Source organism: Thermanaerothrix sp. (assembly GCF_056331585.1).
In genome coordinates, this window is record NZ_JBWGPQ010000003.1 from 80591 (window position 1) to 105897 (window position 25307).

Consider the following 25307-nt stretch of genomic DNA (forward strand, 5'->3'; position numbering starts at 1 on the left):
TCACTCCCTCACAAAAGAAATCACTTCCTCTTCTTCGGCTGCAGGCAACACTTCAATGAAATTGATCCGGCTCACCGGCCAGATCACTGTGGTAACATTCGCCTCGATGTAGTGAAGATCCTTACCATCCCGCTTGCGAGGGTTCTTGACGATGATCAAATAGTCGGTCGGAGAAGGCAGAGCATCAATTTCCCCCAACACTGGATCTTCATTATTCAGGTGGATGATAACACTTGGCATGGTTTCCTCGCCTATTGAATAATAACCTGGATTTTCAATTTACCGAGAGCAACAATATCATGATTGTTTAGCGGATATTCTACATGAGGCACGATTTTCTGGCCATTGACCCGCGTGCCGTTAGACGATCCCAAGTCCATAATCGAGACTCGCTGGGGGGTAATCTTTATCGCCGCATGCAAACGCGAAACCCCTTGGGTATAAGCCTCATAAGGGCTCAAATCAATGTCTGGCAAGATCGGCTGTCCCTCCACAACCCGCCCCAGTGTGATCTCTGATCGCCCACCCAGATGGATGATTTCATCCGAGTCTACAATACGCAGAGCAATTACCGTCGTAGTTGCCGGACTTTCTCCCCTTTCTAGAACGGGAGACAACGGCTTAGATCGCTTTCTCTCAAAATAATCAGATTGCACCGTATTAAAGGTCTGGGTTGCACTACGATCCATGACCACAAGTTGGGCCCCACATTCACTGCAAAATAGTGTGCCTGGCAATTCCTGATGATGACAATTTGGACAGGTGATCATAGCCTATTCCTTACGTGGTTCGGGCAACATGAGAAGAGATCGCGTGCCATACTTGATTTGTTTTCCACGCTCACCACTCAACTGGTGTGTACGATGTAAATGTTCAGCTTCTAACAGCACGGTGCGGGCCAAAGCTCGTTCACCTTTCGCCAGTAGATGGGTCGCCAAATACTGTAAACGCCGGGCCGCTCGAGAAATTTCTCCCACAGAAATTTCCTGACGTGCTCTCTCTTGCATACGGTAAAGTGTCAAGCGCGATAAAGACTGAAGAAGGACTTCTGGAACAGGAACAGATCCCACCTCATCACTGACTTCACAAGCAACCGAAAAGGGAATGCGCCAAAAGCGCGCCTCCAGAGATGGAATCTCCATTGTTAGCTTACCGCGCAGAAGATAAATCTCGGTGATCTCTGGAGATAATTGCGGAATCAATAACTCTAACACAACATTCATTTTTTGATCATAATACAGATCCCCCAAAGGCATTGGCGGCTCAACGACCAGAGGTGCAACCTCATCTCCCAATTTAAACGCATAGCGGATGTTGATTCCCGAATCGTTTGTGAAGTAGAGTTCTAATCCTCGTGCAAAGGTTTGCTTAGTACTTCTGCCTTTGCGTTCAAAACACAGGTACAGATCCTCTACATGTTGAATATAATGAGCACTTCCGCCTGCAATGCTTGTAAGGGCGTCTAGAAAGTCATCATTCCAGTCCTCCCCAATTCCAAAGGCATTGATAGTAATTCCCTCTTGGCGTGCACTCGCCGCCAATTCAATGCTTGCCTGCTCGTCGCCGTAAGTATGTCCATCGGTAATCAACCAAATTTGGGTGCTCGTGTTGTTCAAATGGTTGGCATAGCGAGAGAGGTTAATCGCCATTTCAATTCCGCGTAGAATTTCAGTACCTCCACTAACCTGCAACTGGTTAACGGCGTGTAGGATATCAATCTGATGTTGAACAGGGGTAGCATGAAGAATGACCTCTGCACGATCACCAAATGCAATTAATGAGATTAAATCATTAGGTCCTAGGTTACGGACCAAGTGTCCAATGCCTTGCTTAACCATCTCGATCCGCTCACCCCGCATTGAAGTCGAGCGGTCAACTACTAAACAAATATGAACAGGAGGGCCTACGGTCGGTTCTAAAGTTGTAACCCTTAGATCGAGCATGAGGTAGATCAATTGTGGTTCATTCAGTCGTGGAATAACCGTGCGGCTCAGTATCCATTCTAAGGCAACAGGCGGGGGCTTGCGAAGGTCTGACGGAATATTCGCGTCATAAGTAGCACGCCGTTGAGGATTCGATAGCACTTCATAAGCTTCCTGTACCCGTATAAATAGCTGGCGCGCTTCCGGTGCAGGGTTAACATCGGGATGATAAGCACGAGTCGCAGCAAAATAGGCTGAACGTATTTCTTCTGCCGTTGCATCTATAGGAACTCGTAGGAGATTATAGTACTCGGCTATCCCTGTCGTCATAACCCACTGTTAAAGGTATTGAACTAAAATAACGCTGATATTATCTGGTCCACCAGCCGCATTTGCCGCATCCACCAAGTTCTTACACGCTATGGCTGGGTTACGTGCGCTAGTAATAATTTGAAACATTTCTTTCTCAGAGAGCACCCCCCATAACCCATCACTACATATAAGTAAAAAGCCCGGGCGAGGCATTGGATGGGTGTGTATATCCGGTCGAAAGGGTTCAGATTGCCCCAAAGCACGATAGAGCACATTTCTTTGAGGATGAACCTGCGCTTCCTGCTCTGAAAGTTGCCCCAATTCCACTAAACGATGTACTAAAGAATGATCCTGCGTAACAACCTGCATTCGTCCATCGGGATAAACAAAATATGCCCTACTATCCCCCACATGAGCCAGAGTGACCTGTTCGCCTACCACTAAGGCAGCCGTTAGCGTTGTCCCCCCACCTGGCGCATACCTAACTACTGCCTGTTGAGCCTGAACAACACCATTTTCCATCACCTCTTGCAAACTGCTGCGCTGGCGGTCTTCCATGGATAAAAAGGGTAGATAAGAACGGGACAAAATAAATTCAGCCATGGCTCGTACCGCCACACCGCTGGCTATCTCGCCATGTTCATGCCCTCCCATCCCATCTGCAACGATGAAAACCCCAAAAGGCAATTCTAAGTTTCCATCGGATAAAATTGAGGAGAGCGAAAAGAGAGCATCCTCATTTCGCTCACGTTGCTTGCCCACCGATTGTCCGACCCCGACTAGTAAATGAGCCGGTTCTATAACTAATGGCATTACTGTAACTGGTTGCAATTGCTCCTCGGTCAAGGGAGCAGTTTGAACAAATCCGCTCTCATCTCCTGAGGATTTCGGTTTTTGCCGATTAAGTAAACGTTCTAAAAATTTAATCACCTCTTCCTCCCACCGAAGTTGGGATCAGGCAAGCAATGCATAAACCATATGATCCGCCGAGCCAAAATAAATCACATTATTAAAAGCCATAGGTGTACCTGTAATCGGGCCATCAGTCGCAAACTTCCAGCGCAATTTCCCCGTCTTATAGTCTAAACAATAGAGATTCCCATCTGCCGAGCCACAATATAAACTATCTTTGTAGATCACAGGAGAACCACTAACCTGGTGATCGGTTTGGAAACGCCAGATTTCTTTAGATGTATTGGCGTCCAGGCAGTAGATAAATCCATCGGCAGAACCTGCAAACACAAAATTATCTACACGACAGGGTGAGGACACAGAGCCCTTACCCATCCGAAAACGCCAAATCATCCAACCCGATTTTGAATCCAGGGCATAAAATGACGCGTCTAGCGACGTAAAGTACACCATACCTTGGGTCACGGTTGGCGAAGAGGTGATCGCCCGTTTGGCGCGAAAGCGCCACTTAATTTGCCCCCGATAATCCACACACAGGAAGTCACCAGCCTCAGTACCAAAGTAAATAAATTCATTGGTCAGAAAGGGCGTCGAGCGAATCGCTTCACCCGCATCAAGACGCCATGCTCGACGTCCAGAAGTCAGGTTAATCGCATATAAGTAGCCATCATCGCTACCGAAGAAAACGTGTCCCTCGCCCACCCGTGGGGAACTATGAATAGCCCCATCTGTTTTATGATTCCATAGAAGCTTTCCGGTTTTAGCCGAGATGCAATATAAATTAGAATCTTTAGAGCCAATTAGCACCATATCCTGATAAACGATTGGCCGGCCAACAATAGCACCTTCAGTGGGAAACTTCCAATGAAATTCCCCCCTGGTGGCATCCAGAGCATACAGATTATTATCATATGAACCAATGTAAATTACCCCATTATCGTAAAACGGCGATCCTCTCACCTCATCCTCACACTTAAACACCCACAACGGTTTGATCTTTTCCTCTTTCATTGTTACGGGTAATGTGATGCGGGAAAGGATCCCCGTCTTGCGCGCAACGGCGAGCAAGGCTTCTTTCATTGCAATCGCAGAAGGAAAACGATCTGTGGGGTTGTATTGGAGCGCAGTATTAATGACTGCCTCCAATTCCGGCGAAACACTGGGGTTAATCTTGCGGATTGGGCGTTCGGAAAATGAGAAGGGAGGTTCTAGTCGCGGATCGCGTTTTGTCAGTAGATGGTGTAGTGTTGCGCCGAGAGCGTAAATATCAGCCACAGGCGTTGCCTCACCTCGATACTGTTCGGGTGGACTATAACCTTCTGTGCCAATCATCGTACCTTTTTGACCTTCACGGAAGATTTTGGCAATACCAAAATCAATCAACATCACGTGCCCATTATGATTAATCATGACATTGGAAGGCTTCATGTCTCGAAAGATGATCGGCTCGGGTTTGTGATTATGAAGATAATCTAATACATCACAAATCTCGATTGCCCACTTAATTATTTGATCCTCTGGTAGGAAACCCTCTGTTTCATTTAAGATGGCTTCCAAATCTTTTCCATTGATATACTCCAAGACCAAGTAAGAACGTTCGTCATGGGTAAAATAATCGAAAATTTTAGGAATGGCAACATGATTTAGCGTAACCAGTAAATTTGCCTCACGTTCAAAATTGTGCAAAATGGTTTGGCGCACCATAGGATCGCGCGCCTGATTGATCATCTCTTTCACCGCAACAATTTTGACCACATTAGGAAAGTGCAAATCACGGGCTCGATAAACTGAGCCCATTCCTCCCACACCAATTACTTCCTGAATCAAGTACCGATCAACAAGCACATAGCCGGGAGGAAGTTGGCGGTTTACACCGCCTCCACCAAAACTTTGAGTAATACGTTGAGTTTCCAGAGTTGCCTCCCTCGAGCCCCGATAAACTGGAAAATGTTTTTATCTATTATATGCTATGCACGAATAAATCCAAACGATCTATCCCGCTCAACTCCCCTTACGATTGTCCAGCGACCTTAATAAATTATAATTTCAAAAGTTAGATTTTCAATTCCGCTCTACTGAGGGCCCTAACCGTGAACCTTGCCCCAATATCATACCAATCCCCGTTCTCTTGGCGTTACGGAAGCCCGGAAATGCGGACGCTATGGAGCGAGCATACTAAACGTCAACTATGGCGTCGGATTTGGGTCGCTTTGGCAGAAGCAGAAGCAGAATTTGGGTTAGTATCGCCGGAGCAAGTACAAGACCTGCGTGAGCATCAAAATGCGATTGATCTGCAACGTGCCCTCGAAATTGAACGCGAAATTCAACACGACCTCATGGCTGAACTGAAAACCTTCGCTGAGCAATGCTCATTGGGTGGAAAAGTGCTTCACCTTGGCGCAACGTCAATGGATATTGAGGATAACGCCGAAGCCTTGCGTTTACGCCAAGGGCTGGGGTTATTGCTTGAAAAACTCTCCTCTTTACTAGCCATATTCGCCGATAAAATTGAACACTACGCCGATCTGCCCATCATCGGCTATACGCATTTACAGCCCGCGGAACCTATTACTCTTGGCTACCGTCTGTCCCTTTATGCGCAAGATCTTCTCGAGGATTATCAGACTCTGAGTGAATTGCAAGGTAAGATTCGAGGCAAAGGTTTCAAGGGGGCTGTGGGGAGTGCAGCATCATACGCCGAACTTATTGGTGCTGAAAATCTCGAACGCTTTGAATCACTTCTCAGCCATAAACTAAACTTGCCTTTTTATCCAATTGCCAGCCAAACCTACCCCCGAAAACAGGAGTTTGTCATCCTCAGTGCGCTGGCCAGTTTGGGAGCAACCCTCTATAAGTTTGCCTTCGACCTGCGTCTGCTTCAAAACCCATTGATCGGAGAATGGCGTGAACCCTTTGGTACCACCCAGGTTGGTTCATCGGCTATGCCTTTTAAACGAAATCCGATTCGCGCTGAGCGCATCAACTCCTTAGCCCGACTTTTAGCTACCTACCCCTCAATTGCTTGGCAAAATGCTGCCCACTCACTCCTCGAACGCACCTTGGACGATTCGGCCAACCGTCGCCTCATCCTTCCTGAGGCATTTCTAGTGACCGATGAACTTCTGATGAGCGCGCTCACAATTTTGAAAGGACTAGAAGTTGATGAGACTGCCATACATCGCAACCTCAGCAATTACCTACCGTTCGCGGCCATGGAACGCGTGCTTATGAATCTGGTCAAAAAAGGTGCCGACCGTCAAACCATGCATGAGCATTTACGCCAGCATGCGCTAATGGCATGGAGAGCCTTACAACAAGGTCAACCCAATCCTCTTCCTCAAATGCTCAGTCAGGATGAAATCCTGCTAAACTATCTCGCGACCGACGAAATATTGGAAATTTTCCAAAACACAGCGCAATATCTTGGAACGTCTGTCGAACGTGCCTTGGCATTAGCCCAGCGCATTCGTCAACAAATCAACTCATAGATCCCTATCCGTTTTTCCCGCGCTGTTGAGTGATAAACGCATAGCTCGAGGGTGACGAAAACAACTGGACGACCTTTCTGGGCTTGGCTAAAATGCTTATGTAAGACTTCGTGGATTAATATCCGCTAGGCATAAACTGAAAGAATCATTCTAGGGAGGTCCTCTGGTGAGTCAGTTTCCCGGTAAGGGTAAAGTCGCCGTTCTCAAAACCAAACCCGAGATCGTACTTGAAGACATCGAACGGCTGATGAGAATGGCTGGCGTGGAACTAGCCCTTCCCCATGGCATAAGGACAGGCTTGAAAATCAATATTTCCTGGCAAACCTGGTACCCCGCTTGCTCCACGACGCCCTGGCAATTAGAAGGAGTGATCCTGGCCTTGCGTAACATGGGATACCAAGACTTGGTGGGCATTCATAATGATACAGTGGTCGTAGATACCAGGGTGGGTGAATACAATAACAAACATCGCTACATCACCGATAAATATCAGGTGCCTTGTCTCTATCTTTATCAAGATCAATTTGAGTGGATTTGTTATCAGCCCCGCACCCGTCCCTTCTTGGTTCTGGATAAAGTCTACCCAGAGGGTGTTTATATTCCCAAAGATCTTATTGGGATAAACATTGTTCACCTTCCAACGGTGAAAACCCATGTATTTACGACCATCACGGGAGCCATGAAGAATGCTTTTGGCGGGCTTCTTCATCGCAACCGTCACTGGACTCATAGTGTCATTCACGAGACGCTTGTTGACTTGCTGATGATTCAGCAAGAAATCCATCCGGGCATTTTTGCGGTTATGGATGGCACCTTCGCTGGTGATGGCCCTGGTCCTCGGGCTATGCGCTGGCACGAAAAAGATATTTTGCTTGCTTCTGCCGACCAAGTCGCTATTGATGCCGTTTCGGCTAAACTTCAGGGGTTTGATCCCCTTAGCATCCCTTTCATCCGCATCGCCCATGAACTTGATCTAGGTATTGGAAACCCGCGCCAGATAGAGATTGTGGGCTACGATATCGAGCAGGAACCTCCGTGGAATTTTGTCCAGGAAGACACATTTGCCTCCCGCGGGCAGAAAATGATCTATCATGGCCCGCTCAAACCTTTTGAGAAAATCCTTTTACAAAGCCCCCTGGTGCCTTGGAGTTATTTTGCCAGTAACTTCTATCACAACGTTTATTGGTATCCTTTTATCGGTCGCAAGCGTGTTGAGGCAGCATTACAGACAAAATGGGGAAAACTTTTTAAATCCTATGGTGATGGCCAAGTCGTGATGCCGGGCATGGAGCCGAAAACTGTACTGCAGGCTGCAGCGGCTTTGGGAGGATTGATATTGCTTTTTGGTGTGCTGGGGCACCGACGGCGCCAACGATCCCGGCATTGACCTTGAACCTCACAGCCTGTGGAAACCACAGGCTGTGAAAATCTTACCTCATGGAGTAAAGATGTTCAAAAATTTTTCGGAAGCCCAGGCTTACATTGTTGAACATCATATACATCAAATAGATTTGAAGTTCTGCGATTTATGGGGCGGCTGGCGTCATGTCACTATTACGGCGCGCGAATTCACCCCCGATTTGCTCACCCATGGAGTTGGTTTTGATGGCTCTAGTGTAGGTTTTAAGAGTGTGCGGGCGAGCGACATGGTGCTCATTCCAGACTTGACTACGGGTTTCCAGGACCCCTTTTGGGAACAGCCCACGTTAAGTTTCATCTGCAATGTTCATGAAGCAGATACACGTGAACCTTTTTCGCGCGATCCGCGTGAAATTGCTCGCCGCGCCGAATCTTACCTTAAACAAACTGGGATCGCCGACCAATCCATTTGGGGTCCTGAATTTGAATTCTATATCTTCAGCAATGTTGAGTTTGAGAATGCCATCAATGTGTCCTCATATCGGGTCGAGTCCATCGAATCGGCGTGGAAAAGCAGTACTGGAGGACATGGGCATTATATTGCCCTTCACAGGGGTTATCATGCCATTCCTCCTAATGACCAACTCTTCAACCTCCGCGCCCGCATGGTCAATTATCTTGAAGAACTGAGATTACCTGTAAAATACCACCACCATGAAGTTGGAGGACCCGGTCAATGTGAAATTGAAATCCCTCTAATGGAGTTGCTATTCGCTGCTGATGCCACCTTGCTCATAAAATATGTCACAAAAATGACAGCCTGGCGCGAGGGACTATCTGTAACCTTCTTACCAAAACCGCTATATGGTGAAGCCGGGAACGGCATGCATTTTCACCAATTATTGAAACGGAATGGGAAAAACGTTTTTTATGATCCCAATGCCCCTGATCATCTCAGTCAGGAGGCGCGCTTCTATATTGGCGGTTTGCTTTACCATGCCCCTGCATTACTGGCGTTTACCAATCCTACAACGAACTCCTACCGTCGCTTAGTCCCGGGGTTTGAAGCTCCAGTCAACTGCTTCTTCTCCAGCGGCAATCGCAGCGCTGCTATACGTCTTCCAAAATATGCGACCGAACCAGAGACCTTCCGTTTTGAATTTCGCCCGCCTGACGCAACCTGTAACCCCTACCTGGCCATGGCCGCCATGTTGATGGCCGGCATAGATGGCATTTGCCATCATATAGACCCTTCAGAGCATCATTTTGGTCCTATTGACGAGGACGTTTTCTCCTGGTCACCTGAGAAACGCAAAACAATCAAAAGTCTCCCCGCCTCGTTAGGAGAAGCACTCAAGGCTCTCCAGGCCGATCATGAATTTCTCCTTCAAGGTGGGGTATTTACAACTGATCTAATTGAGGATTGGATTCGAAAAAAATTGGATGAGGAAAATCAGGTTCGCTTACGCCCTCACCCTTATGAGATTGAACTTTATTACAACCTGTAATCCCTCATAGGAATCAAGCCATGCCACGACATTCGGGACAAGGACATAGCTCGCGGAGATAATCCCAACGATAAATACCAAAATGGTGTCCATCTTCCCATTCAATGGTGATAGCGTAGTTCCCCACCGGCTCAATGTTTTTCAGGCGTGTGGCTGGTGAATCGGGCAATATCACATCAAAGACCTCGGGGTCAGGGGATGACCGCATGTATTCATGCCCCCCTCGGCATGTGGCACATGGGCATGCCGCTCGTAGTAAACCGAAAGGGTATGTGCTGACATGATCGTCATCCCAAGTGATTTTCAGCCAACCTGCGCTTTTATTAGCAGAAATCGAGACTGGATAATAGGACATGATCAATTCTCCACGGTAAGATTATGGTTGTGGAGTCAATTCCACAATTTTTAAGAAATCTGCCGCCGCCCATCCACTTCGATTTTTATCGTAGGGGGCTTGCAAATACCACCACACATAACCATCTGCCGGCACCGGGCCATCCAAAACCTGAAACACTTCCTCCTCCATGGCTAAAAACATCACGGCTGAACTTGTACCTGGTTTCATGCGCAACCGCAGTCCTTCACCCCCGGTCCCATAAACCTGAACATACCCTCCCAATCGAATTCCGGTTGGATTTAGAAGTGGGTCTATGGTTGACGTCGCCGTAGGCGCTTGGAATGCATCCGGTAGCGAAGTTGAGGTGGGAGCAGGGATGATCGTATAAACAGCAGTAACTTCGATAGCCGGGGTAGAGCCGGTATGGAGCAAGATCATTAAAACCAGCAATATCACAAACCCCAATCCCCCCAAACCTATGCCAGCGGCGATTAAGACAACTAGAGAAGGTTTCGACATGGCTTTTGCCACCTCCCTAACCGCTTGTGGGTAGCAAGAAAAACGCCAACCCCAAAATCAAATAAACCGCAAGTAACGCCGCGCCCTCCAACCAGTTTGATTCGCCATCCATTGCCACCAGAGCAGCAATGAAAATCGTGGCTGTAAGCGCAATGAGTTCAAAGGGATTGAAGATCAATGTTAGTGGATTACCCATGATGAGGCTGACAAACACTAACAATGGCGCAACAAACAAAGCGATTTGAAGACTCGAGGACACTGCAATCTCAAGGCTCAATTCCATCCGATTTTGTGCCGCAACATTAACTGCAACCAGGTGCTCAGCCACATTTCCGATGACCGGAATAAGGATTATCCCTAGAAAGAATTCAGAAACGCCCAGTGAAGCCACCACATGTTCCACCACCCCGACCAAGAGTTCGCTCAAAACCACTACGCCAATCGTTGCAACAGCTAAGACCCCTACCGCTGTCCTTACCCCCCAATGCGGCACCACCATTTCCATTTGTGTCCCACTTATTGCGACCGGATTTCTCGCCCCCCGCAAACTATAAATCAACCCAGCAGTATATAGAATAATCATTATTCCTGCCACCCCTAAACTAAGCGCTTCTACGCCTGGGCTATTCTCTGGTCCAATGGAGTGGCTGAATAATGAAGGTACCAATAATGCTACAACGGAGATCAGCAATAGAATGGCATAATTAGACGCCTGACGACGATCAAATTTCTGCACCCCATGTCTTAAGCCCCCCACCAACATGGATAAGCCCATCACAAACAGCAGATTGCCCAGGATAGAGCCGGTAATCGAGGCTTTGACCAATTCCAACAACCCCGCTCGAATAGCCACCAGAGTAATGATCAATTCAGCTGCATTACCAAGTGTGGCATTCAGTAATCCTCCGATTCTGGGACCAGTATGACTAGCCAGGGCTTCAGTGGCTTCACCGATTAACCCGGCTAAAGGAATAAGTCCAAGCGCCGACAGTCCAAACACCCAATAATCCCCCCATCCCTGGATCTTTGCCAGAATGGCTAAAAGTGCTGCTGTCAGCAACCATTTCATTGGATCTTTGAGTAAAACACCTATTTTTACTGCCAACGTTTAATCTCCCACTCCCAGATTTCACAATCCCATATAATTTACCACGGTATGACCCAAAACGCAGGCTGAAACTTATGCCACGCGGGGTATGATATAATCGGTCCTGAATGGACAAAGCAGGCTCTAACGTTCAAACATTGCCGACATTAGGTGGACGCTATCGCCTTCTACGCGTGATTGGAAGCGGCGGAATGGCTTTAGTCTATTTGGCGCACGATAAAACGCTTGATCGGCGAGTAGCAGTAAAAGTCCTTCGTGAGCCTTTTTCTCGTGAGGCAGGTTTCCGCGAACGCTTCCAAAATGAAGCCCGCGCTGCCGCTAACCTCTCCCATCCCAACATCGTTACGGTGTACGACTTCGGTTATGACGAAAACACGGCCGCCCTTTATTTGGTGATGGAATATGTACCGGGCACGGATCTCAAGAGTATTCTCAAAGACCAAGGCCCTCTACCTTTCGATCAAGCCGTTCAGCTGGTGATTCAAGCCGCCAGGGGTATCGGTTACGCTCATCGTATGGGCGTCATTCATTGTGATGTAAAACCCCACAATATGTTGGTCACCCCAGATGGAACGCTTAAGGTGACTGATTTTGGCATCGCGCGGGCTATTGCTTCAATTCAACCCCACGAGAGCGCCGATGTGGTTTGGGGTTCCCCACTCTACTTCTCACCCGAACAGGCCACCGGCACCCCCCCTACCCCCGCCTCCGATGTTTATTCGCTTGGGGTTGTGCTCTATGAATTACTCACCGGTCAACCTCCCTTTTATGCCAGTGACCCAGTCGAACTTGCGCGATTACATCGTGAAGCCCCCCCTCGTCCTCCGCGTACTTTGAACCCCAGCATTCCGTCCTCACTTGAAACAATAGTGCTCAAACTTCTGGAAAAAGAGCCCGCGCGGCGCTATCGCACTGCTCAGCAATTGGCTCTTGTTTTGGAAGACTGGCTACAAAAAATTCAAAATTCTGAAATTACGCAACCCCCTCCCGAATCTCAAACGGTATCTCCCGCTTATGCCCTAAGCGAAGTGCCTCCTGTTCAAAACACAGATGATACGCAAAACATTGACTGGATTACAATCCTGCTGGGTTTGTTGGCTGTTATTGCCGTCGGCGGGCTGATTCCATTCTGGCTGTGGATATGGCTCACGTTTAACCCTCCCCGCTAAGGTATTATGGACGACATTATTCTCTCCGCCTCCATCCTTTCTGCTGATTTTGCTCACCTGGCCGATGAAATTGCTCAAGCTGAAGCCGCCGGGGTGGATTGGTTGCATATTGACGTTATGGACGGTCACTTTGTCCCTAATATCACCATGGGACCTTTCATCGTTGAAACATGTCGCCGTATTTCCTCTCTGCCCTTAGATGTGCACCTGATGATTGAAAAACCGGAGCGCTACGTAGAGGCCTTTATTCGCGCCGGTGCAAATTATGTTAGTGTCCATGTCGAAGGCAACCCCAATATCCACCGCACCCTACAAACGATTCGGAGCCTTGGGGCTAAAGCGGGCATCGTGCTTAACCCTGGCACTCCCGCTTGTGCGATCAGTGCTCTTCTTCCAGTAGTAGATTTCATCCTGGTTATGACAGTCAACCCGGGTTACTCTGGTCAATCTTTCTTGGCTGAGAGTGTCACAAAGATCTCAGAAATAAAAGCCATGCTCAAGCGGCACCCCAGTTCAGCCCTAATCCAGGTGGATGGAGGCATAAATGCGGCGACACTTCCCATGGCCTATCAGGCTGGCGCGCGCATTTTTGTCGCAGCCACAGCCATCTTTAATCACCCCCAGGGTATTCAAGCGGGGGTAAAATCGTTGCGTACTGCAGTAAAATAAAAAATGCGGCTGACGCCGCAATTTTTGTTCAAGAGATGATGAAAGAGAAACAACTACGAAGTTTTGGCCAGGGATTTGATGCACTTAGCGCACAACGTCTTACGCACCTTGCGCCCATTGATAAACAGCGTAACACGCTGCAAGTTAGGCTTAAAAGCGCGATTGGTGGCGCGCATAGAGAAGGAACGCCGGTGGCCAAAGGTCGTCGTTTTACCACAGTGTTCACACTTTGCCATGGTTATCAATCCTTTCCGCATCCAGAATTAATCAGCAATGGCGAATTTTATCACACTCCGCATCGAATTTCAACCTATTCGGTTAAACTGATAAGAAGGAAGGGTGGGCAGAAATGAAGCAGTCGGCCAATCCATATGGTAACATCTATCTTTCGCCAAAAGCAATTGCGACCATTGCTTATCATGCTGCACTTGAGTCTTATGGGGTGGTCGGCCTGGCCCCTAAGAATCTTGCCGAAGGGATCGCGCAGGTCTTGGTTAAAGAACCTATGCATGGTGTGGATGTCCATTTCACTGATGATTCAGTGGTCATTGATCTCTATATCATTGTCGAATATGGCACACGCATTCAAACCGTTGCTTCCAGTGTAGCCGATAATGTGCGTTATCAGATCGAAAAGAGCACCGGGTTACCCGTCAAAGAAGTCAATGTGCACATTCGCGGTTTGCGTGTGAGCAATACCGATTGAATTCCAATCCTAAGGTAGAGGTAAGGTTGTAAACACATGGGCCATGAGATTCAATTTTCCCCCATTCCGGATGGACGCAAGTTACTAGAGTCACCCACCCTGGACGGACAAGGGCTAAAAGCCCTCCTCGAAGCAGGATTAACCTGGCTGCGCAACAACCAACAGACGGTAAACGCCCTGAATGTTTTCCCAGTGCCTGATGGTGATACTGGAACCAATATGGTCCTTACATTGCAGGCGGCCTATAACGAAATCGCCACCTTGGGTGAACATAATATTGGCAGAATTGCTCATGCTATCGCCCAGGGGGCTCTGCTTGGAGCACGAGGTAACTCAGGTGTGATCCTCTCCCAAATCTGGCGCGGATTTGCCCGCGCATTGGATAACTTTGAGGTAATGGATGCCCCTCTTCTGGTTAAAGCCCTGGCGGAAGCACGCAACACCGCATATAAAGGCGTCGTTCGCCCGGTGGAAGGCACTATTCTGACTGTGATCAAAGATATTGCCCAGGCTGCCGAAAGTTTTGAGGGAAAAGATCTTTACGTCGAAATGCTTGAAGCCCTAGTCGAGGCAGCGAACCGCTCGGTGCAAAAGACCCCAGATTTGCTACCTATCCTCAAGCAAGCAGGTGTTGTTGATGCAGGGGGTAAGGGCTTATTCTTCATTCTTGAGGGAATGTTGCGGTTCGTGAAAGGTTTACCACTCGATACACCATTGACCACAGTGGTGCAACCCCTTTCTGCGATGAAAATGGATGAGACAATGGAAGAAATAGAGCCTGGGCAAGATTACGAAGTTGTGGTTGACTTTCGCCCCACTGCCCCCTTAGATTTAGAAAAGTTTTATTCTGACCTTGCAGAAATGGGTACATCCATCCAAGTGGGTGAAGGCGATGGAATGTATCGTATGCACATCCATGTCCCAACCGAGAATCGCTACCGCCCGATTGATTATGTCATGGGACTTGGCACCATCACCAAAGTCTCCATCGAAAACCTGCTCGCTCAAATCGAAGAACGCAAACAGGAACAGGGCTCCGGTACCCGCCTCAACCTGGCTAAAATTGAGCCAGGGCAAATTGCCGTTGTAACTGTATCCCCGGGTGCCGGATTAAGCCGCATTTTTGCCAGCCTTGGTGTGGCCGCAATTGTGGAGGGCGGGCAAACCATGAATCCTAGCACCGAAGAGATCCTGCGCGCCTTCGAAAACTTACCCACCGATAAAGTAATTATTCTCCCCAATAACAAAAACATCATTTTAGCCGCCAAAAACGCTGCCAGTATGACGGTCAAAAAGGTCGCGGTAATCCCCTCTAAATCCGTACCCCAGGGATTGAGCGCCTTATTACGTTATGACCCCGATGGTGAATTTGACACCGTCGTGAGCGAGATGGAAGCCGCACTTCATGACGTCGAAACCGGAGAAATCACCACTGCCACCCGTTCGGTTGAAATCAATGGGGTCAAGGTTTCTCAAGGGGAGGTCATTGCGCTACTGAATGGCAACCTAATCTGCTCCTCGCCCAACATCATGGATGCTTGTTTAACGTTGCTCGAAAAAGCCAACGCACAAGACCGTGAGCGGATTACCATCTTTTACGGTCAAAATATCTCCAAAGCCGAAGTCAATAAAATTGCAGATAAAATCCGCGAGATCTACCCCCGCCATGAGATCGAGATTCATGAAGGGGGACAACCCCATTATCAATTGATCCTTTCCATCGAGTGAATCATCTTTATGGCATCCATCGGCATCCTCACCGACACTACCGCCCATTTTCCTCAGCCCAAGTTCCCTGGGCAAGATCAAATTATCTTAATTGACTTTTCACTTACGTTCCAGGGCGCCCCCCTTGGAGAATGTCACGAAAATAAATCGCTCGATCTTCCCCATACCTTGATCGGGTGGGAACCGGAAAAAGCCCCTCACCTCAGTCCACCGTCGGTGGAAGAATTTTATCAACACTATCTCCTTTTACATCAACGCTTTTCGCACCTGTTGGTCATCACCCATTCGGCCCAATTAAGTCCAACGTATGAGAATGCGCTACAAGCTGCTGAAATCCTTCACGGCACCTCCCGAATCGCTGTCATTAACGCCCAAACCATTTCAGCAGGATTGGGTTTGCTAGTCCAAGCCACAGCCCAATATATTTCTCAGGGTCTCACGTTTGACCAAATCGAAACTCTGGTGCGCCGAAACGTACCCAAAATCTATACCTTGCTGTGTACACCCGCCTTTTCCTATTTGGCTTATAACGGGTTAATCTCCCATCCCCAGGCTATCGCGGGAGAAATGCTAAATCTGATTCAGGTTTTCACTCTTGAAGAAGATCACTTGGTGCCCATCGAAAAAGTGCGCAACTATCGCCACGCCGTTGAGTTTTTTATCGAATTTCTGAGTGAGTTTGAAGATCTCACCCACGTGGCTCTGATCCAAACCGGCAATGCACCGCTGAGCGAATCTTATCTATTGCGTCAATATGTTGGCGAAACGTTTTCCAGTACTGCTTTTACCGAGCACAAAGCCAATCTTCCCATGATGACACTTTTCGGTCCGCGGTTCGTATGCCTGATTGCCGTCGAGGCTTTTGAACCCTAAGATTAGGGTAAAATAAAAACATGTTACCCGCATTACAGAAACTCCAAAAATTTATCAGGTTAGAGGCCGAGCGTGGCTACGACAACCGGGCAGTTTTAGGTGGCCTGGATAAAATCCTCCCGGTCTGGCAGCAAGAGGCACGCGAAGATGAGGTGCCTGAAGATTTTATCCAAGACGTTATCCATTGTTTGGAAGGCTATGCATCTTACTCCGTCCTGGAACGGGCTGAATGTTTGCAGACTCTCCTCATAAGAATTAATAATCTAACTGCCTCCGAAACCACCGAGACAGCCTCACCCCAGATCCGACCCGCAGGAATTTCTTCTCCCTCCCAGACGCAGCGCGAGAGGAGTAAAAGTTCCTCCCGCTCTCGATCACGTGGATATACCCTGCCCGCCGACACCCTCCCAGCCCACGGACTTAAAGCCCCTCTCACGGTGTTGCCGGGAATTGGTCCACGCTATGCCCAAACCCTGCGCCAGCTGGGTTTGGAGACTTTAGAAGATCTTCTCTATTACTTTCCTCGTCGTTATGACGATTATAGCCGCCTCAAGCCCATTAATCGCCTGCGCTATGGCGAAGAGGTAACCGTCATTGGCACCGTGCAAAGCGTCAATAACCGAGATACGCGCGGAGGTCGGCTCAACCTGACCGAGGTCATCGTCAGCGATGGCACAGCCGCATTACGGGTGAACTGGTTTAACCAACCATGGTTAGCAAAATCCATTACCCCGGGCATGCAGATTGTTCTCTCCGGTAAAGTGGATATGTACCTGGGACGATTGGTGATGAACAGCCCCGAATGGGAGCCCCTGGAGCAGGAACACCTCCACACCAATCGCATTGTACCGGTGTATTCCCTCACGGCCAAAGTAACCCAGAAGATGCTGCGCCGAATCATGTATCAAACCGTCTCTTTCTGGGCCCCGCGTATTCAGGATTACCTTCCCGAGTGGGCGCGCCAGGCCGGGGAGTTAATGCCCCTGCCACGCGCCCTACTAAACATTCATTTCCCCGAAAGCCATGAAGACCTGAAAGCCGCTCAGGACCGCCTGGCGTTTGACGAGTTGTTCCTGCTCCAACTAGGTGTGCTACAGCAAAAGCGCGCCTGGCAAGCCAACACAGCAACTATCTTCGAGGTTCCCGATTCGTGGCTTGAAAGCCTCATTTCCAACCTGCCGTTTGAACTCACCAGTGCCCAGCGGCGTGTGTTGGCCGAAATTCGTAATGACCTGCGTTCAGGTCACCCGATGAATCGTTTGCTCCAGGGAGACGTTGGCTCCGGAAAAACCATCGTCGCTGCGCTGGCTATTGCCCTGGTGACTTATCACGGAGCACAAGCCGCCTTTATGGCCCCTACTAGCATATTAGCCGAACAGCACTACCGCAATCTCTCCCGATTGCTTTCAAACCCCGAGAATCCCCTGCTTGCGCCGGATGCTATTCGCCTACTCGTGGGCGATACCGCCGAGAACGAGAAAGAAGCCATTCGAGCCGGGCTTGCTAACGGCTCAGTGAAATTGGTCATTGGCACTCATGCGTTGATTGAAGACCCGGTCGTATTTGCCGACCTGGAACTTGTCATTATTGACGAGCAACACCGCTTTGGCGTGGAACAACGTGCGGCGTTGCGTCTCAAAGGGAATAACCCTCACCTGTTAGTCATGACAGCCACCCCCATTCCGCGTTCGCTGGCCTTGACGATTTACGGCGACCTGGATCTCTCAGTCATGGACGAAATGCCCCGCGGGCGTCAACCCGTAGAAACCTACTTGCTTTCTCCTCTGGAACGCGAACGCGCCTATGCACTTATCCGGGCAGAGATAAAGAAAGGCCATCAAGCCTTTATTATCTATCCTTTGATCGAAAAAGGCCAAAACAATAATAATGATGAGGCCAAGGCGGCAGTTGAGGAATATGAACGGCTGCAGCGCGAGATTTTCCCCGATCTTCGCCTTGGGCTTTTACATGGGCGTTTGCCACCAGCAGAAAAAGATCGCATCATGCGCGCATTTCGGAATGGTGACTTCCACATTCTAGTCTCCACGTCCGTTGTCGAGGTAGGAGTGGACATCCCAAATGCTACCGTCATGCTGATCGAAGGGGCAAATCGTTTTGGATTAGCCCAACTTCATCAATTCCGCGGGCGTGTTGGGCGTGGGCAAGCCCAATCTTACTGTTTGCTCATCCCTGAGACCAATGATGATATCGAAAATGAACGCCTCTTGGCCATGGTCGAAACCAATGACGGCTTTTTGCTAGCCGAGCTTGATCTTCAACAGCGTGGCCCGGGTGAGTTTTTGGGCACACGCCAGGCAGGCTATTCGGAACTACGTATGGCCAACTTGGCCAACGTGCACCTCATCGAAAAAGCCCGCCACTTAGCCCAGTCGCTATTTGAACAAGACCCTGATTTATCCCTCCCAGAGCATCAACCCTTGCGGCTTAACTTTGAGCGATTCTGGCAAGGTGGCCGGGGAGATATCAGTTAGTTTCAGGAGAAGAGAAAATGGTTCGCGCAGTCTTCCCCGGCACATTTGATCCTATTCATTACGGTCACATTGACATTGCCCAGCGAGCCGCTCGCCTGTTCGACGAGGTGATTGTAGCCGTATACGACCGCCCGCTCAAAAATGCCCTCTTCAGCCCAGAAGAACGAATTGCGCTGGTACGCCAGGCGTTCGATGGCGAAGCAAAAATTAAGGTCACCGGTTACAGTGGCTTAACGGTCAAATTCTGCCGTCAGGTTAACGCTCAGGTCATCGTGCGCGGATTACGCGTGTTTTCGGATTTTGAGCACGAATTCCGCATGGCATTGGCCAACCATCGCCTTGACCGCGAGATTGAGGTTATTGCGCTGATCACCAGCGAGGAACATTCTTTTCTTTCATCTTCAACCGTTCGTGAAATTGCTTCTTTAGGCGGAGATGTTTCTACCATGGTGCCCGCACACGTTGCCGAAGCGTTACGGTCCAAATTCAGTGCTAATTTTCACAAAACCGGAAATCAACCTGTAATCATCGATTCGCTACGCGATTAGAAACAATGAGCAGAAAACTGGCCTGAAAATTGCATCGGGGTAGGGAAGAGTAAGGAGGAGGATATGGACATCTTGCATCTGGTGGATCGCCTGGAAGAACTTTTCAACCAAAGCCGTCAGGTCTGGTTTACCCACAGCGTGTTGGTAGATGAAGATCGCTTGATTGATATTATCGATCAAATGCGGGCTACTATTCCGGAGGAAATTCGCAAAGCCCAGCAATTGCTTGCCCAGCGCGACCGCATTCTGGCCCAAGCCCAAGAGGAAGCCAACCGCATTGTGCAGTTAGCACGTGAGAAGGCCGAATCCCTCGTCGAACGCGATGCCATCACCCAGGCCGCCCAAGCGCGCGCGGAGCAAATCATCAATCAGGCCCGTTTAGAAGCCGATGTAACCCGCCGCGAGGCGGATGAGTATGTCCTCGAAACACTCACCCGCCTTGAGGCAGAATTGGAACGTGTGCTTAACCAGGTGCGCAACGGTATCCGCACCTTGCAAAGTGAACGTTACCCCTCTCCTCCTAACTCATCCAATCAATAATACTTACCCTTCTTCGCTTTCGGCTTGCCTTTCCTCTTCACGCTCGCGCCGTTTTTCGCGCGCCAATTCCTGTGAAACCAACCTGACCACTGACTTGCGCCGGCTGTGACTGCGGTCTGGGGGCCGTAACGCAATCTCAATCACCTGATCCATGTGAGAAACCGGGATAATTTCCAGATCCGAGCGCACCTTTTTGGGAATATCTACCAGATCTTTGAGGTTGCGTTCCGGTAAGAGTACCTTCTTTAACCCTGCGCGGTGGGCTGCCAGAACTTTCTCACGAATTCCGCCCACCGGTAAGATGCGCCCACGTAGGGTTATTTCGCCAGTCATCCCAATATCTTTGGCGACCCCCCGGTCCGTAAAGGCAGAAATCAGGGCGGTAGCGATCGTCACCCCAGCACTCGGACCATCTTTAGGCACCGCCCCCTCAGGAATATGAATGTGCACATCCAGGCGTTCAAAGATGTCGGGGTCGAGGCTGAAGTCACGCGCGCGGGATTTGGCATAAGAGAGTGCCGCTTGCGCCGATTCCTGCATAATCTCCCCGACCTGGCCGGTGATTTGGAGATTGCCTTTTCCCTCCAAAATGAGCACCTCAACCGGCATAATCTCACCGCCATTTTCGGTCCAAGCAATTGCCGTTGCTACGCCGACCTCATCCTCTTTCTCAGCTTCGGTCATAAAAAATTGAGGCGGTCCTAAATACGTTTCAACCAGGCGCGGGGTAATGCGATGTGGGTATGAACGCCTTTGGGACTTCAATCGGGCAATTTTACGACAAATCTGCCCGATTTCACGTTCCAAATTACGTACGCCGGCCTCATAGGTGTACTCTCGGATAATTTTGCGTAACGCCTTTTCCTGGAAGTCAACCTCACCGGCTTCCAGACCGCTCTCGTCCAGTTGGCGCGGAATGAGAAAACGCTTAGCAATTTCTACCTTTTCTTCTTCAATGTAACCCGGAAACTCAATGATTTCCATACGATCCAATAGCGCCGGAGGAATGGTCGCCAGTGTGTTGGCGGTAGTAATAAACATGACCTTGGAGAGGTCATAAGGTACTTCCAAATAATGATCCGAGAAGGCAAAATTCTGCTCCGGATCCAATACCTCTAATAACGCGGCTGCCGGATCTCCGCGGAAATCAGCCCCCAATTTGTCAATTTCATCCAGCATAAACAGAGGGTTAATCGTTCCTGCGCGACGCATGGTTTGAATAATACGCCCGGGCAGTGCACCGATGTAAGTGCGGCGATGACCACGAATTTCGGCCTCATCCCGCACCCCACCTAATGACACACGAACGAACTTACGACCAAGAGCCTCGGCAATAGAACGGCCTAAAGAGGTCTTACCTGTACCTGGCGCACCCACAAAGCACAAAATCGGCTGGCGTAAACGCTTGGGCTTTAAACTTCGTACGGCAATATATTCCAGGATGCGATCTTTGGCTTTGCCTAGACCGTAGTGATTCTTTTCCAACACCTCAGCGACATGATTGACATCCAGGTTATCTTCGGTTTCTTCTGTCCAGGGTAACTCCAACAGCCAGTCCAGATAGGTGCGGATAATACTCACTTCAGGCGACATCGGAGGCATCTGAGCCAGACGTTCTACTTCTTTTAACGCCTGAGTCTTGGCCTCCTCAGGCATGGCTTTCTTTTCCACCCGCTCGCGTAGTTCATTAATCTCACGGGTAAAGACATCCCCTTCGCCCAATTCGGTCTGAATCGCCTTCATCTGCTCCCGCAGGTAGAATTCGCGCTGTGTGCGATCAACCTCACTTTGCACACGCGTCTGGATCTCATCCTCTAACTGTAAAACATCCAATTCCTGGGCTAAGAGCCAATTCACCCGCTTAAGACGCTCAACCGGATCCGTCTGCACCAGCAACGCGCGTCGTTCCGGGAATGGCAACGAGATGGCTGTGGCGACCATATCTGCCAACCAGCCTGGCTCGTGGATATTCAACGAGAAGAGATGCGCCTCCTCAGGTAAACTACGGTCCAATTGAACACATTTTTCAAAGAGGTCACGCGTGGTGCGCATGAGTGCCTCTACCTGCCGGTCTACCTCCACGCTTTCCTCTATTGGGCGTGCCCGCACACGTAAATACGGCGCCTCTTGTACAAATTCAACCACCTCAACCCGGCGGCGCCCTTGCACTAATGCCGAAGAGTTACCATCGGGCATGGTCAATAACCGCCCAACGGCCACTTCAACACCGATGGGTAGTAAATCCTCCAGATCGAAGGTTTCTTTCTCAACCTCCTTCAAAACCAAGGCGATCATGGTCTCGTAATTATATTGAGCCTCTTGCACAGCCAACAGGTTCGGTCCTGGTGCAATAAAGATGGGCGAGACCATGCGTGGAAAAATGACAATATCGCGCAAGATCAGCACATTGCACTCAATAAGACCTTTGCGGTCCGGTTTTGCATCGGGAATTTGATAAAGTTCTTCCGTCCGCTGGTGCAGAATGGTGCTGAAATCCTCGTCTTCGTTGTCTTGAAACCAATGATTTTTCTTCATATGCCTTATCTGCTCAGAACATTAAAGAATTTTCGGACAGGGTATTATACCCGAAAGTGCTCCCGCCAGGTCTGCCGCACTGCCGCAGCGATAAATAGGCTCCCCGTCGCCAATACCAGAGAGTCATCACCCACTTGGTTCATGGCCAACGATAATGCCTCCTCAACCGGAACCACAACCCGCGCTGGATAACCGAAGCGGTGTACCATTTGTACTAAGACTTCGGGGGCTATTGCGCGGGGATGAAACGACTGAGTAGCAATGACGCCTTTTACTTTCGGCAACAATTCTCGTAAGATCCCTTCAATGTCCTTATCTTCAGATGCCCCAAAGATTAATACAACCTTCTTGCCTGGAAAATAATCCTCTAACGCCAATCTCAGTTTAAGCGCCGAATCTTGGTTATGCGCTGAATCCACAACCAAATAGGGCTCACGGCAAAGCACCTCAAAGCGTCCCGGCCACTTAACGTGCTGAAATCCTTTGGCGATAGCCACATCGCTTATCTCCCAACCCCGTGAACGCAGAATATCGGCCACCGCAAACGCCATGGCCGCATTATCCACCTGGTGGGCGCCCAACAACGGCATTTCAAAACGGAGCGGCTCATCGTGCTCAGCTCCATTTTCAATCCATTCATCCACCTTGGGTTGGTCAGCTGCCTTCCAGACCCAAAAAGCCTGTCCGTCTAAAGAATGAACGGCAAGGCGGTAACGATAATCATCTCCTACTAGTATTAATGGCGCTAATCGCTCTTTTGCCACCTCCCGGATAACTGCCAAAGCCTCCTGACACTGTGGTGCAACCACCACCGGGGTATGGGGTTTGATAATACCAGCCTTCTCTCGGGCTATCTGTCCCAGCGATTCTCCCAGCACTTTCATGTGATCATACGAAATTGAAGTGATTACCGATACCTCAGGTTGCACTAAATTGGTAGCATCTAGCCGCCCCCCTAAGCCAACCTCGATCACAGCCACATCAACCCCAGCACGGAGAAAGGCTAAAAAGGCAACCGCGGTCGTGATCTCAAAAGTGGTCAAGCGCTCAATTTGAGCCACAAATGGACGCACTTCATCTACAAGTTCCGCTAGCGTTTCATGACTCAAAGGTACTTGGTTGATTTGGATCCGCTCAACAAAATCCTCCAAATGCGGAGAACTGTAAAAACCCACCTTATAACCCGCGGCTTGGAGGATGCTGGCGATCATGGCAGCGGTAGAACCTTTACCCTTTGTCCCTGCCACATGAACTGTAGGATACTTCAAATGGGGATTGCCCAACAGTTCCAAAAACGCCTTCATCCGCCCCAGGTCAAATTTCTCTGGTGAATACCGCAACTGCCGGGTCAGGCTGTAATCCACAAAACTATAGAGGTAATCTAGGGCTTGTTGGTAAGTGAATGGAGACATAAGATAATCCTATCCACAATCTAGTACTCAATGCAGGGGGATTGTAATGGAGAGAGGAAGAGTAAGCAAGGTTTTCACCATATCCGGGTCAAATTATTGACGTCAATTAAGAGATAGATTAGAGTTATGGCAGAACCTTTTGTAAGGGTACGACTATGATTGGTGTTTTGACGATGCATTTACATCTGCCTACCTGCCTTTCCCTTAAAGAAAAACGCAGCCGGCTCAAACCCCTTCTGCATCGGCTACACCGCGAATTCAATATTTCCGCCGCCGAGGTTGATTGTCATGATGCTTGGCAGGAGGCGGTCATCGCTTGTGCGTTGGTCAGCAATGATACCGCCCATGCCCACTCGGTGTTACAAAAAGTGGTAAACTTCACTGCCGCTAATTGGCCGGATATGGATATCCTTGAACATCATATCGAATGCCTATAAGCAATCTTCACCGCGGAGGATTCATCATGGATCTTGGTTTACACAATAAAGTTGCTTTAGTCACTGGAGCCAGTCGTGGCCTCGGATATGCCACCGCATTGGTGCTCTCCCAGGAGGGCGCCCGTGTGGCTATCAACAGCCGCAATGCCGAAGCCTTACAAAAGGCAGTTGCCTCAATCCAAGAACAAACCGGGCATCCGGTCCTGGCCATACCCGGGGATATCACTGCTCCAGAAATGGCTCAAACCCTCGTACAGGAAGTGGTTTCGACATATGGCCAATTGGATATTGTCATCGCAAACGCCGGAGGCCCCCCACCTGGTCCTTTTGCGAGCCTAGATGACGATAAGTGGTATGCAGCAATAGAACTTTCATTGATGAGCCAAGTACGCCTAATTCGGGCAGCACTACCCTATTTGGAAAAATCAACCACTCCTGCAGTTCTTACAGTGACCTCTTATGCCGTCAAACAACCCATCCCCAATCTCATTCTCTCAAACAGCATCCGCGCCGCCACGGTCGGATTAACGAAATCCTTGGCATTGGAATTGGGTCACAAAGGAATTCGATTCAATTCTATCCTGCCCGGATGGACCGAAACCGAACGGGTCATTGAACTGATGCGCAACCGTGCTGAAATGAACGGCACGACGATTGAGGAAGAAATCCAAAAGCAATCGCGCGAAAGCCCGTTAGGTCGGATGGGAAAACCCGAAGAATTTGCCCGCGTGGC

The 25307-nt window shown here is 49.3% G+C and carries 24 protein-coding genes; 14 read left to right on the forward strand and 10 right to left on the reverse strand.

The window, feature by feature from the left end; translation table 11 throughout:
* From AC01YT_RS02205 to AC01YT_RS02225, 5 genes are read right to left on the reverse strand one after another with little or no spacing between them, the layout of a single operon-like run.
* Complete coding sequence (locus tag AC01YT_RS02205; RefSeq protein WP_315623915.1) at positions 1-240, reverse strand: hypothetical protein; 240 nt, start codon at positions 238-240, stop codon at positions 1-3.
* 11 nt (positions 241-251) lie between these two features.
* The gene (locus AC01YT_RS02210) at positions 252-770 is read right to left on the reverse strand and encodes an FHA domain-containing protein (protein ID WP_476672589.1); all 519 of its coding nucleotides are present in this window, start codon (positions 768-770) and stop codon (positions 252-254) included.
* A 3-nt stretch (positions 771-773) separates the two neighbouring features.
* Complete coding sequence (locus AC01YT_RS02215; RefSeq protein WP_476672590.1) at positions 774-2252, reverse strand: DnaJ domain-containing protein; 1479 nt, start codon at positions 2250-2252, stop codon at positions 774-776.
* A gap of 9 nt (positions 2253-2261) precedes the next feature.
* Positions 2262-3164, reverse strand: coding sequence for a PP2C family protein-serine/threonine phosphatase (locus tag AC01YT_RS02220; RefSeq protein WP_476672591.1), 903 nt, complete (start codon positions 3162-3164; stop codon positions 2262-2264).
* A 24-nt stretch (positions 3165-3188) separates the two neighbouring features.
* Entirely contained in the window at positions 3189-5060 is a 1872-nt protein-coding gene (locus AC01YT_RS02225) for a beta-alanine-activating enzyme beta-propeller domain-containing protein (RefSeq protein ID WP_476672664.1), read from the reverse strand.
* A gap of 176 nt (positions 5061-5236) precedes the next feature.
* On the opposite strand from AC01YT_RS02225, the gene purB reads away from it, so the two are divergent.
* From purB to glnA, 3 genes are all read left to right on the forward strand, one after another.
* On the forward strand, positions 5237-6634 hold the full coding sequence (gene purB, locus AC01YT_RS02230) for an adenylosuccinate lyase (RefSeq protein ID WP_476672592.1): 1398 nt from the start codon (positions 5237-5239) through the stop codon (positions 6632-6634).
* Positions 6635-6800: 166 nt separating this feature from the next.
* Positions 6801-8021, forward strand: coding sequence for a DUF362 domain-containing protein (locus AC01YT_RS02235; RefSeq protein ID WP_476672593.1), 1221 nt, complete (start codon positions 6801-6803; stop codon positions 8019-8021).
* Between the two features lie 61 nt (positions 8022-8082).
* Positions 8083-9501: a type I glutamate--ammonia ligase gene (glnA, locus tag AC01YT_RS02240; RefSeq protein ID WP_476672594.1), complete on the forward strand. Its 1419-nt coding sequence runs from the start codon at positions 8083-8085 to the stop codon at positions 9499-9501.
* A gap of 13 nt (positions 9502-9514) precedes the next feature.
* Here glnA and AC01YT_RS02245 read toward each other — a convergent pair whose 3' ends face one another.
* The 3 genes from AC01YT_RS02245 to cax are packed head-to-tail and all read right to left on the reverse strand — an operon-like array spanning position 9515 to position 11462.
* Complete coding sequence (locus AC01YT_RS02245; protein ID WP_476672595.1) at positions 9515-9856, reverse strand: gamma-butyrobetaine hydroxylase family protein; 342 nt, start codon at positions 9854-9856, stop codon at positions 9515-9517.
* Between the two features lie 21 nt (positions 9857-9877).
* The gene (locus AC01YT_RS02250; protein WP_476672596.1) at positions 9878-10357 is read right to left on the reverse strand and encodes an SH3 domain-containing protein; all 480 of its coding nucleotides are present in this window, start codon (positions 10355-10357) and stop codon (positions 9878-9880) included.
* A 16-nt stretch (positions 10358-10373) separates the two neighbouring features.
* Positions 10374-11462, reverse strand: a complete 1089-nt coding sequence (gene cax / locus AC01YT_RS02255) for a calcium/proton exchanger (RefSeq protein ID WP_476672597.1) — start codon at positions 11460-11462, stop codon at positions 10374-10376.
* A gap of 110 nt (positions 11463-11572) precedes the next feature.
* Here cax and AC01YT_RS02260 point away from each other — a divergent pair, with 110 nt between their 5' ends.
* From AC01YT_RS02260 to AC01YT_RS02300, 9 genes are all read left to right on the forward strand, one after another.
* Entirely contained in the window at positions 11573-12634 is a 1062-nt protein-coding gene (locus AC01YT_RS02260) for a protein kinase domain-containing protein (RefSeq protein WP_476672598.1), read from the forward strand.
* A 6-nt stretch (positions 12635-12640) separates the two neighbouring features.
* Positions 12641-13303, forward strand: coding sequence for a ribulose-phosphate 3-epimerase (rpe, locus tag AC01YT_RS02265; protein WP_476672599.1), 663 nt, complete (start codon positions 12641-12643; stop codon positions 13301-13303).
* 38 nt (positions 13304-13341) lie between these two features.
* Positions 13342-13656, forward strand: coding sequence for a hypothetical protein (locus AC01YT_RS02270; RefSeq protein ID WP_476672600.1), 315 nt, complete (start codon positions 13342-13344; stop codon positions 13654-13656).
* The gene (locus AC01YT_RS02275) at positions 13653-14009 is read left to right on the forward strand and encodes an Asp23/Gls24 family envelope stress response protein (protein ID WP_476672601.1); all 357 of its coding nucleotides are present in this window, start codon (positions 13653-13655) and stop codon (positions 14007-14009) included. The genes AC01YT_RS02270 and AC01YT_RS02275 overlap by 4 nt, the downstream gene beginning before the upstream one ends.
* Positions 14010-14045: 36 nt before the next feature.
* Complete coding sequence (locus tag AC01YT_RS02280; protein ID WP_476672602.1) at positions 14046-15737, forward strand: DAK2 domain-containing protein; 1692 nt, start codon at positions 14046-14048, stop codon at positions 15735-15737.
* A 9-nt stretch (positions 15738-15746) separates the two neighbouring features.
* The gene (locus AC01YT_RS02285; RefSeq protein WP_476672603.1) at positions 15747-16610 is read left to right on the forward strand and encodes a DegV family protein; all 864 of its coding nucleotides are present in this window, start codon (positions 15747-15749) and stop codon (positions 16608-16610) included.
* A gap of 20 nt (positions 16611-16630) precedes the next feature.
* Positions 16631-19102 carry an ATP-dependent DNA helicase RecG gene (gene recG, locus AC01YT_RS02290; protein WP_476672604.1) on the forward strand — a complete coding sequence of 824 codons (2472 nt, stop codon included), beginning with the start codon at positions 16631-16633 and terminating at the stop codon, positions 19100-19102.
* A 17-nt stretch (positions 19103-19119) separates the two neighbouring features.
* Positions 19120-19650 (forward strand): pantetheine-phosphate adenylyltransferase, encoded by a 531-nt coding sequence (gene coaD, locus AC01YT_RS02295; RefSeq protein WP_315623933.1) that lies wholly within the window; start codon positions 19120-19122, stop codon positions 19648-19650.
* A gap of 63 nt (positions 19651-19713) precedes the next feature.
* The gene (locus tag AC01YT_RS02300) at positions 19714-20190 is read left to right on the forward strand and encodes an ATP synthase F0 subunit B (protein ID WP_315623934.1); all 477 of its coding nucleotides are present in this window, start codon (positions 19714-19716) and stop codon (positions 20188-20190) included.
* Between the two features lie 3 nt (positions 20191-20193).
* On the opposite strand, the gene lon is transcribed toward AC01YT_RS02300, so the two are convergent.
* Both lon and AC01YT_RS02310 read right to left on the reverse strand, forming a co-directional pair.
* Positions 20194-22725 carry an endopeptidase La gene (lon, locus tag AC01YT_RS02305; protein WP_476672605.1) on the reverse strand — a complete coding sequence of 844 codons (2532 nt, stop codon included), beginning with the start codon at positions 22723-22725 and terminating at the stop codon, positions 20194-20196.
* Positions 22726-22769: 44 nt separating this feature from the next.
* On the reverse strand, positions 22770-24137 hold the full coding sequence (locus AC01YT_RS02310) for a bifunctional folylpolyglutamate synthase/dihydrofolate synthase (RefSeq protein ID WP_476672606.1): 1368 nt from the start codon (positions 24135-24137) through the stop codon (positions 22770-22772).
* A 155-nt stretch (positions 24138-24292) separates the two neighbouring features.
* On the opposite strand from AC01YT_RS02310, the gene AC01YT_RS02315 reads away from it, so the two are divergent.
* Positions 24293-24574: a DUF503 domain-containing protein gene (locus AC01YT_RS02315; protein ID WP_322806916.1), complete on the forward strand. Its 282-nt coding sequence runs from the start codon at positions 24293-24295 to the stop codon at positions 24572-24574.
* A 26-nt stretch (positions 24575-24600) separates the two neighbouring features.
* The coding region (locus tag AC01YT_RS02320; protein WP_476672607.1) for an SDR family oxidoreductase at positions 24601-25307 on the forward strand (707 nt) is incomplete at its 3' end.

Bases quoted from the DNA above. Each gene is read 5' to 3' on its own strand.
- AC01YT_RS02260 (WP_476672598.1), top strand. From the start codon at position 11,573: ATGGACAAAGCAGGCTCTAACGTTCAAACATTGCCGACATTAGGTGGA.
- AC01YT_RS02310 (WP_476672606.1), bottom strand. From the start codon at position 24,137: ATGTCTCCATTCACTTACCAACAAGCCCTAGATTACCTCTATAGTTTT.
- AC01YT_RS02205 (WP_315623915.1), bottom strand. From the start codon at position 240: ATGCCAAGTGTTATCATCCACCTGAATAATGAAGATCCAGTGTTGGGG.
- AC01YT_RS02270 (WP_476672600.1), top strand. From the start codon at position 13,342: ATGAAAGAGAAACAACTACGAAGTTTTGGCCAGGGATTTGATGCACTT.
- AC01YT_RS02300 (WP_315623934.1), top strand. From the start codon at position 19,714: ATGGACATCTTGCATCTGGTGGATCGCCTGGAAGAACTTTTCAACCAA.
- glnA (WP_476672594.1), top strand. From the start codon at position 8,083: ATGTTCAAAAATTTTTCGGAAGCCCAGGCTTACATTGTTGAACATCAT.
- AC01YT_RS02245 (WP_476672595.1), bottom strand. From the start codon at position 9,856: ATGTCCTATTATCCAGTCTCGATTTCTGCTAATAAAAGCGCAGGTTGG.
- AC01YT_RS02280 (WP_476672602.1), top strand. From the start codon at position 14,046: ATGGGCCATGAGATTCAATTTTCCCCCATTCCGGATGGACGCAAGTTA.
- lon (WP_476672605.1), bottom strand. From the start codon at position 22,725: ATGAAGAAAAATCATTGGTTTCAAGACAACGAAGACGAGGATTTCAGC.
- recG (WP_476672604.1), top strand. From the start codon at position 16,631: ATGTTACCCGCATTACAGAAACTCCAAAAATTTATCAGGTTAGAGGCC.
- AC01YT_RS02285 (WP_476672603.1), top strand. From the start codon at position 15,747: ATGGCATCCATCGGCATCCTCACCGACACTACCGCCCATTTTCCTCAG.
- AC01YT_RS02315 (WP_322806916.1), top strand. From the start codon at position 24,293: ATGATTGGTGTTTTGACGATGCATTTACATCTGCCTACCTGCCTTTCC.
- coaD (WP_315623933.1), top strand. From the start codon at position 19,120: ATGGTTCGCGCAGTCTTCCCCGGCACATTTGATCCTATTCATTACGGT.
- AC01YT_RS02250 (WP_476672596.1), bottom strand. From the start codon at position 10,357: ATGTCGAAACCTTCTCTAGTTGTCTTAATCGCCGCTGGCATAGGTTTG.
- AC01YT_RS02210 (WP_476672589.1), bottom strand. From the start codon at position 770: ATGATCACCTGTCCAAATTGTCATCATCAGGAATTGCCAGGCACACTA.
- AC01YT_RS02275 (WP_476672601.1), top strand. From the start codon at position 13,653: ATGAAGCAGTCGGCCAATCCATATGGTAACATCTATCTTTCGCCAAAA.
- rpe (WP_476672599.1), top strand. From the start codon at position 12,641: ATGGACGACATTATTCTCTCCGCCTCCATCCTTTCTGCTGATTTTGCT.
- AC01YT_RS02215 (WP_476672590.1), bottom strand. From the start codon at position 2,252: ATGACGACAGGGATAGCCGAGTACTATAATCTCCTACGAGTTCCTATA.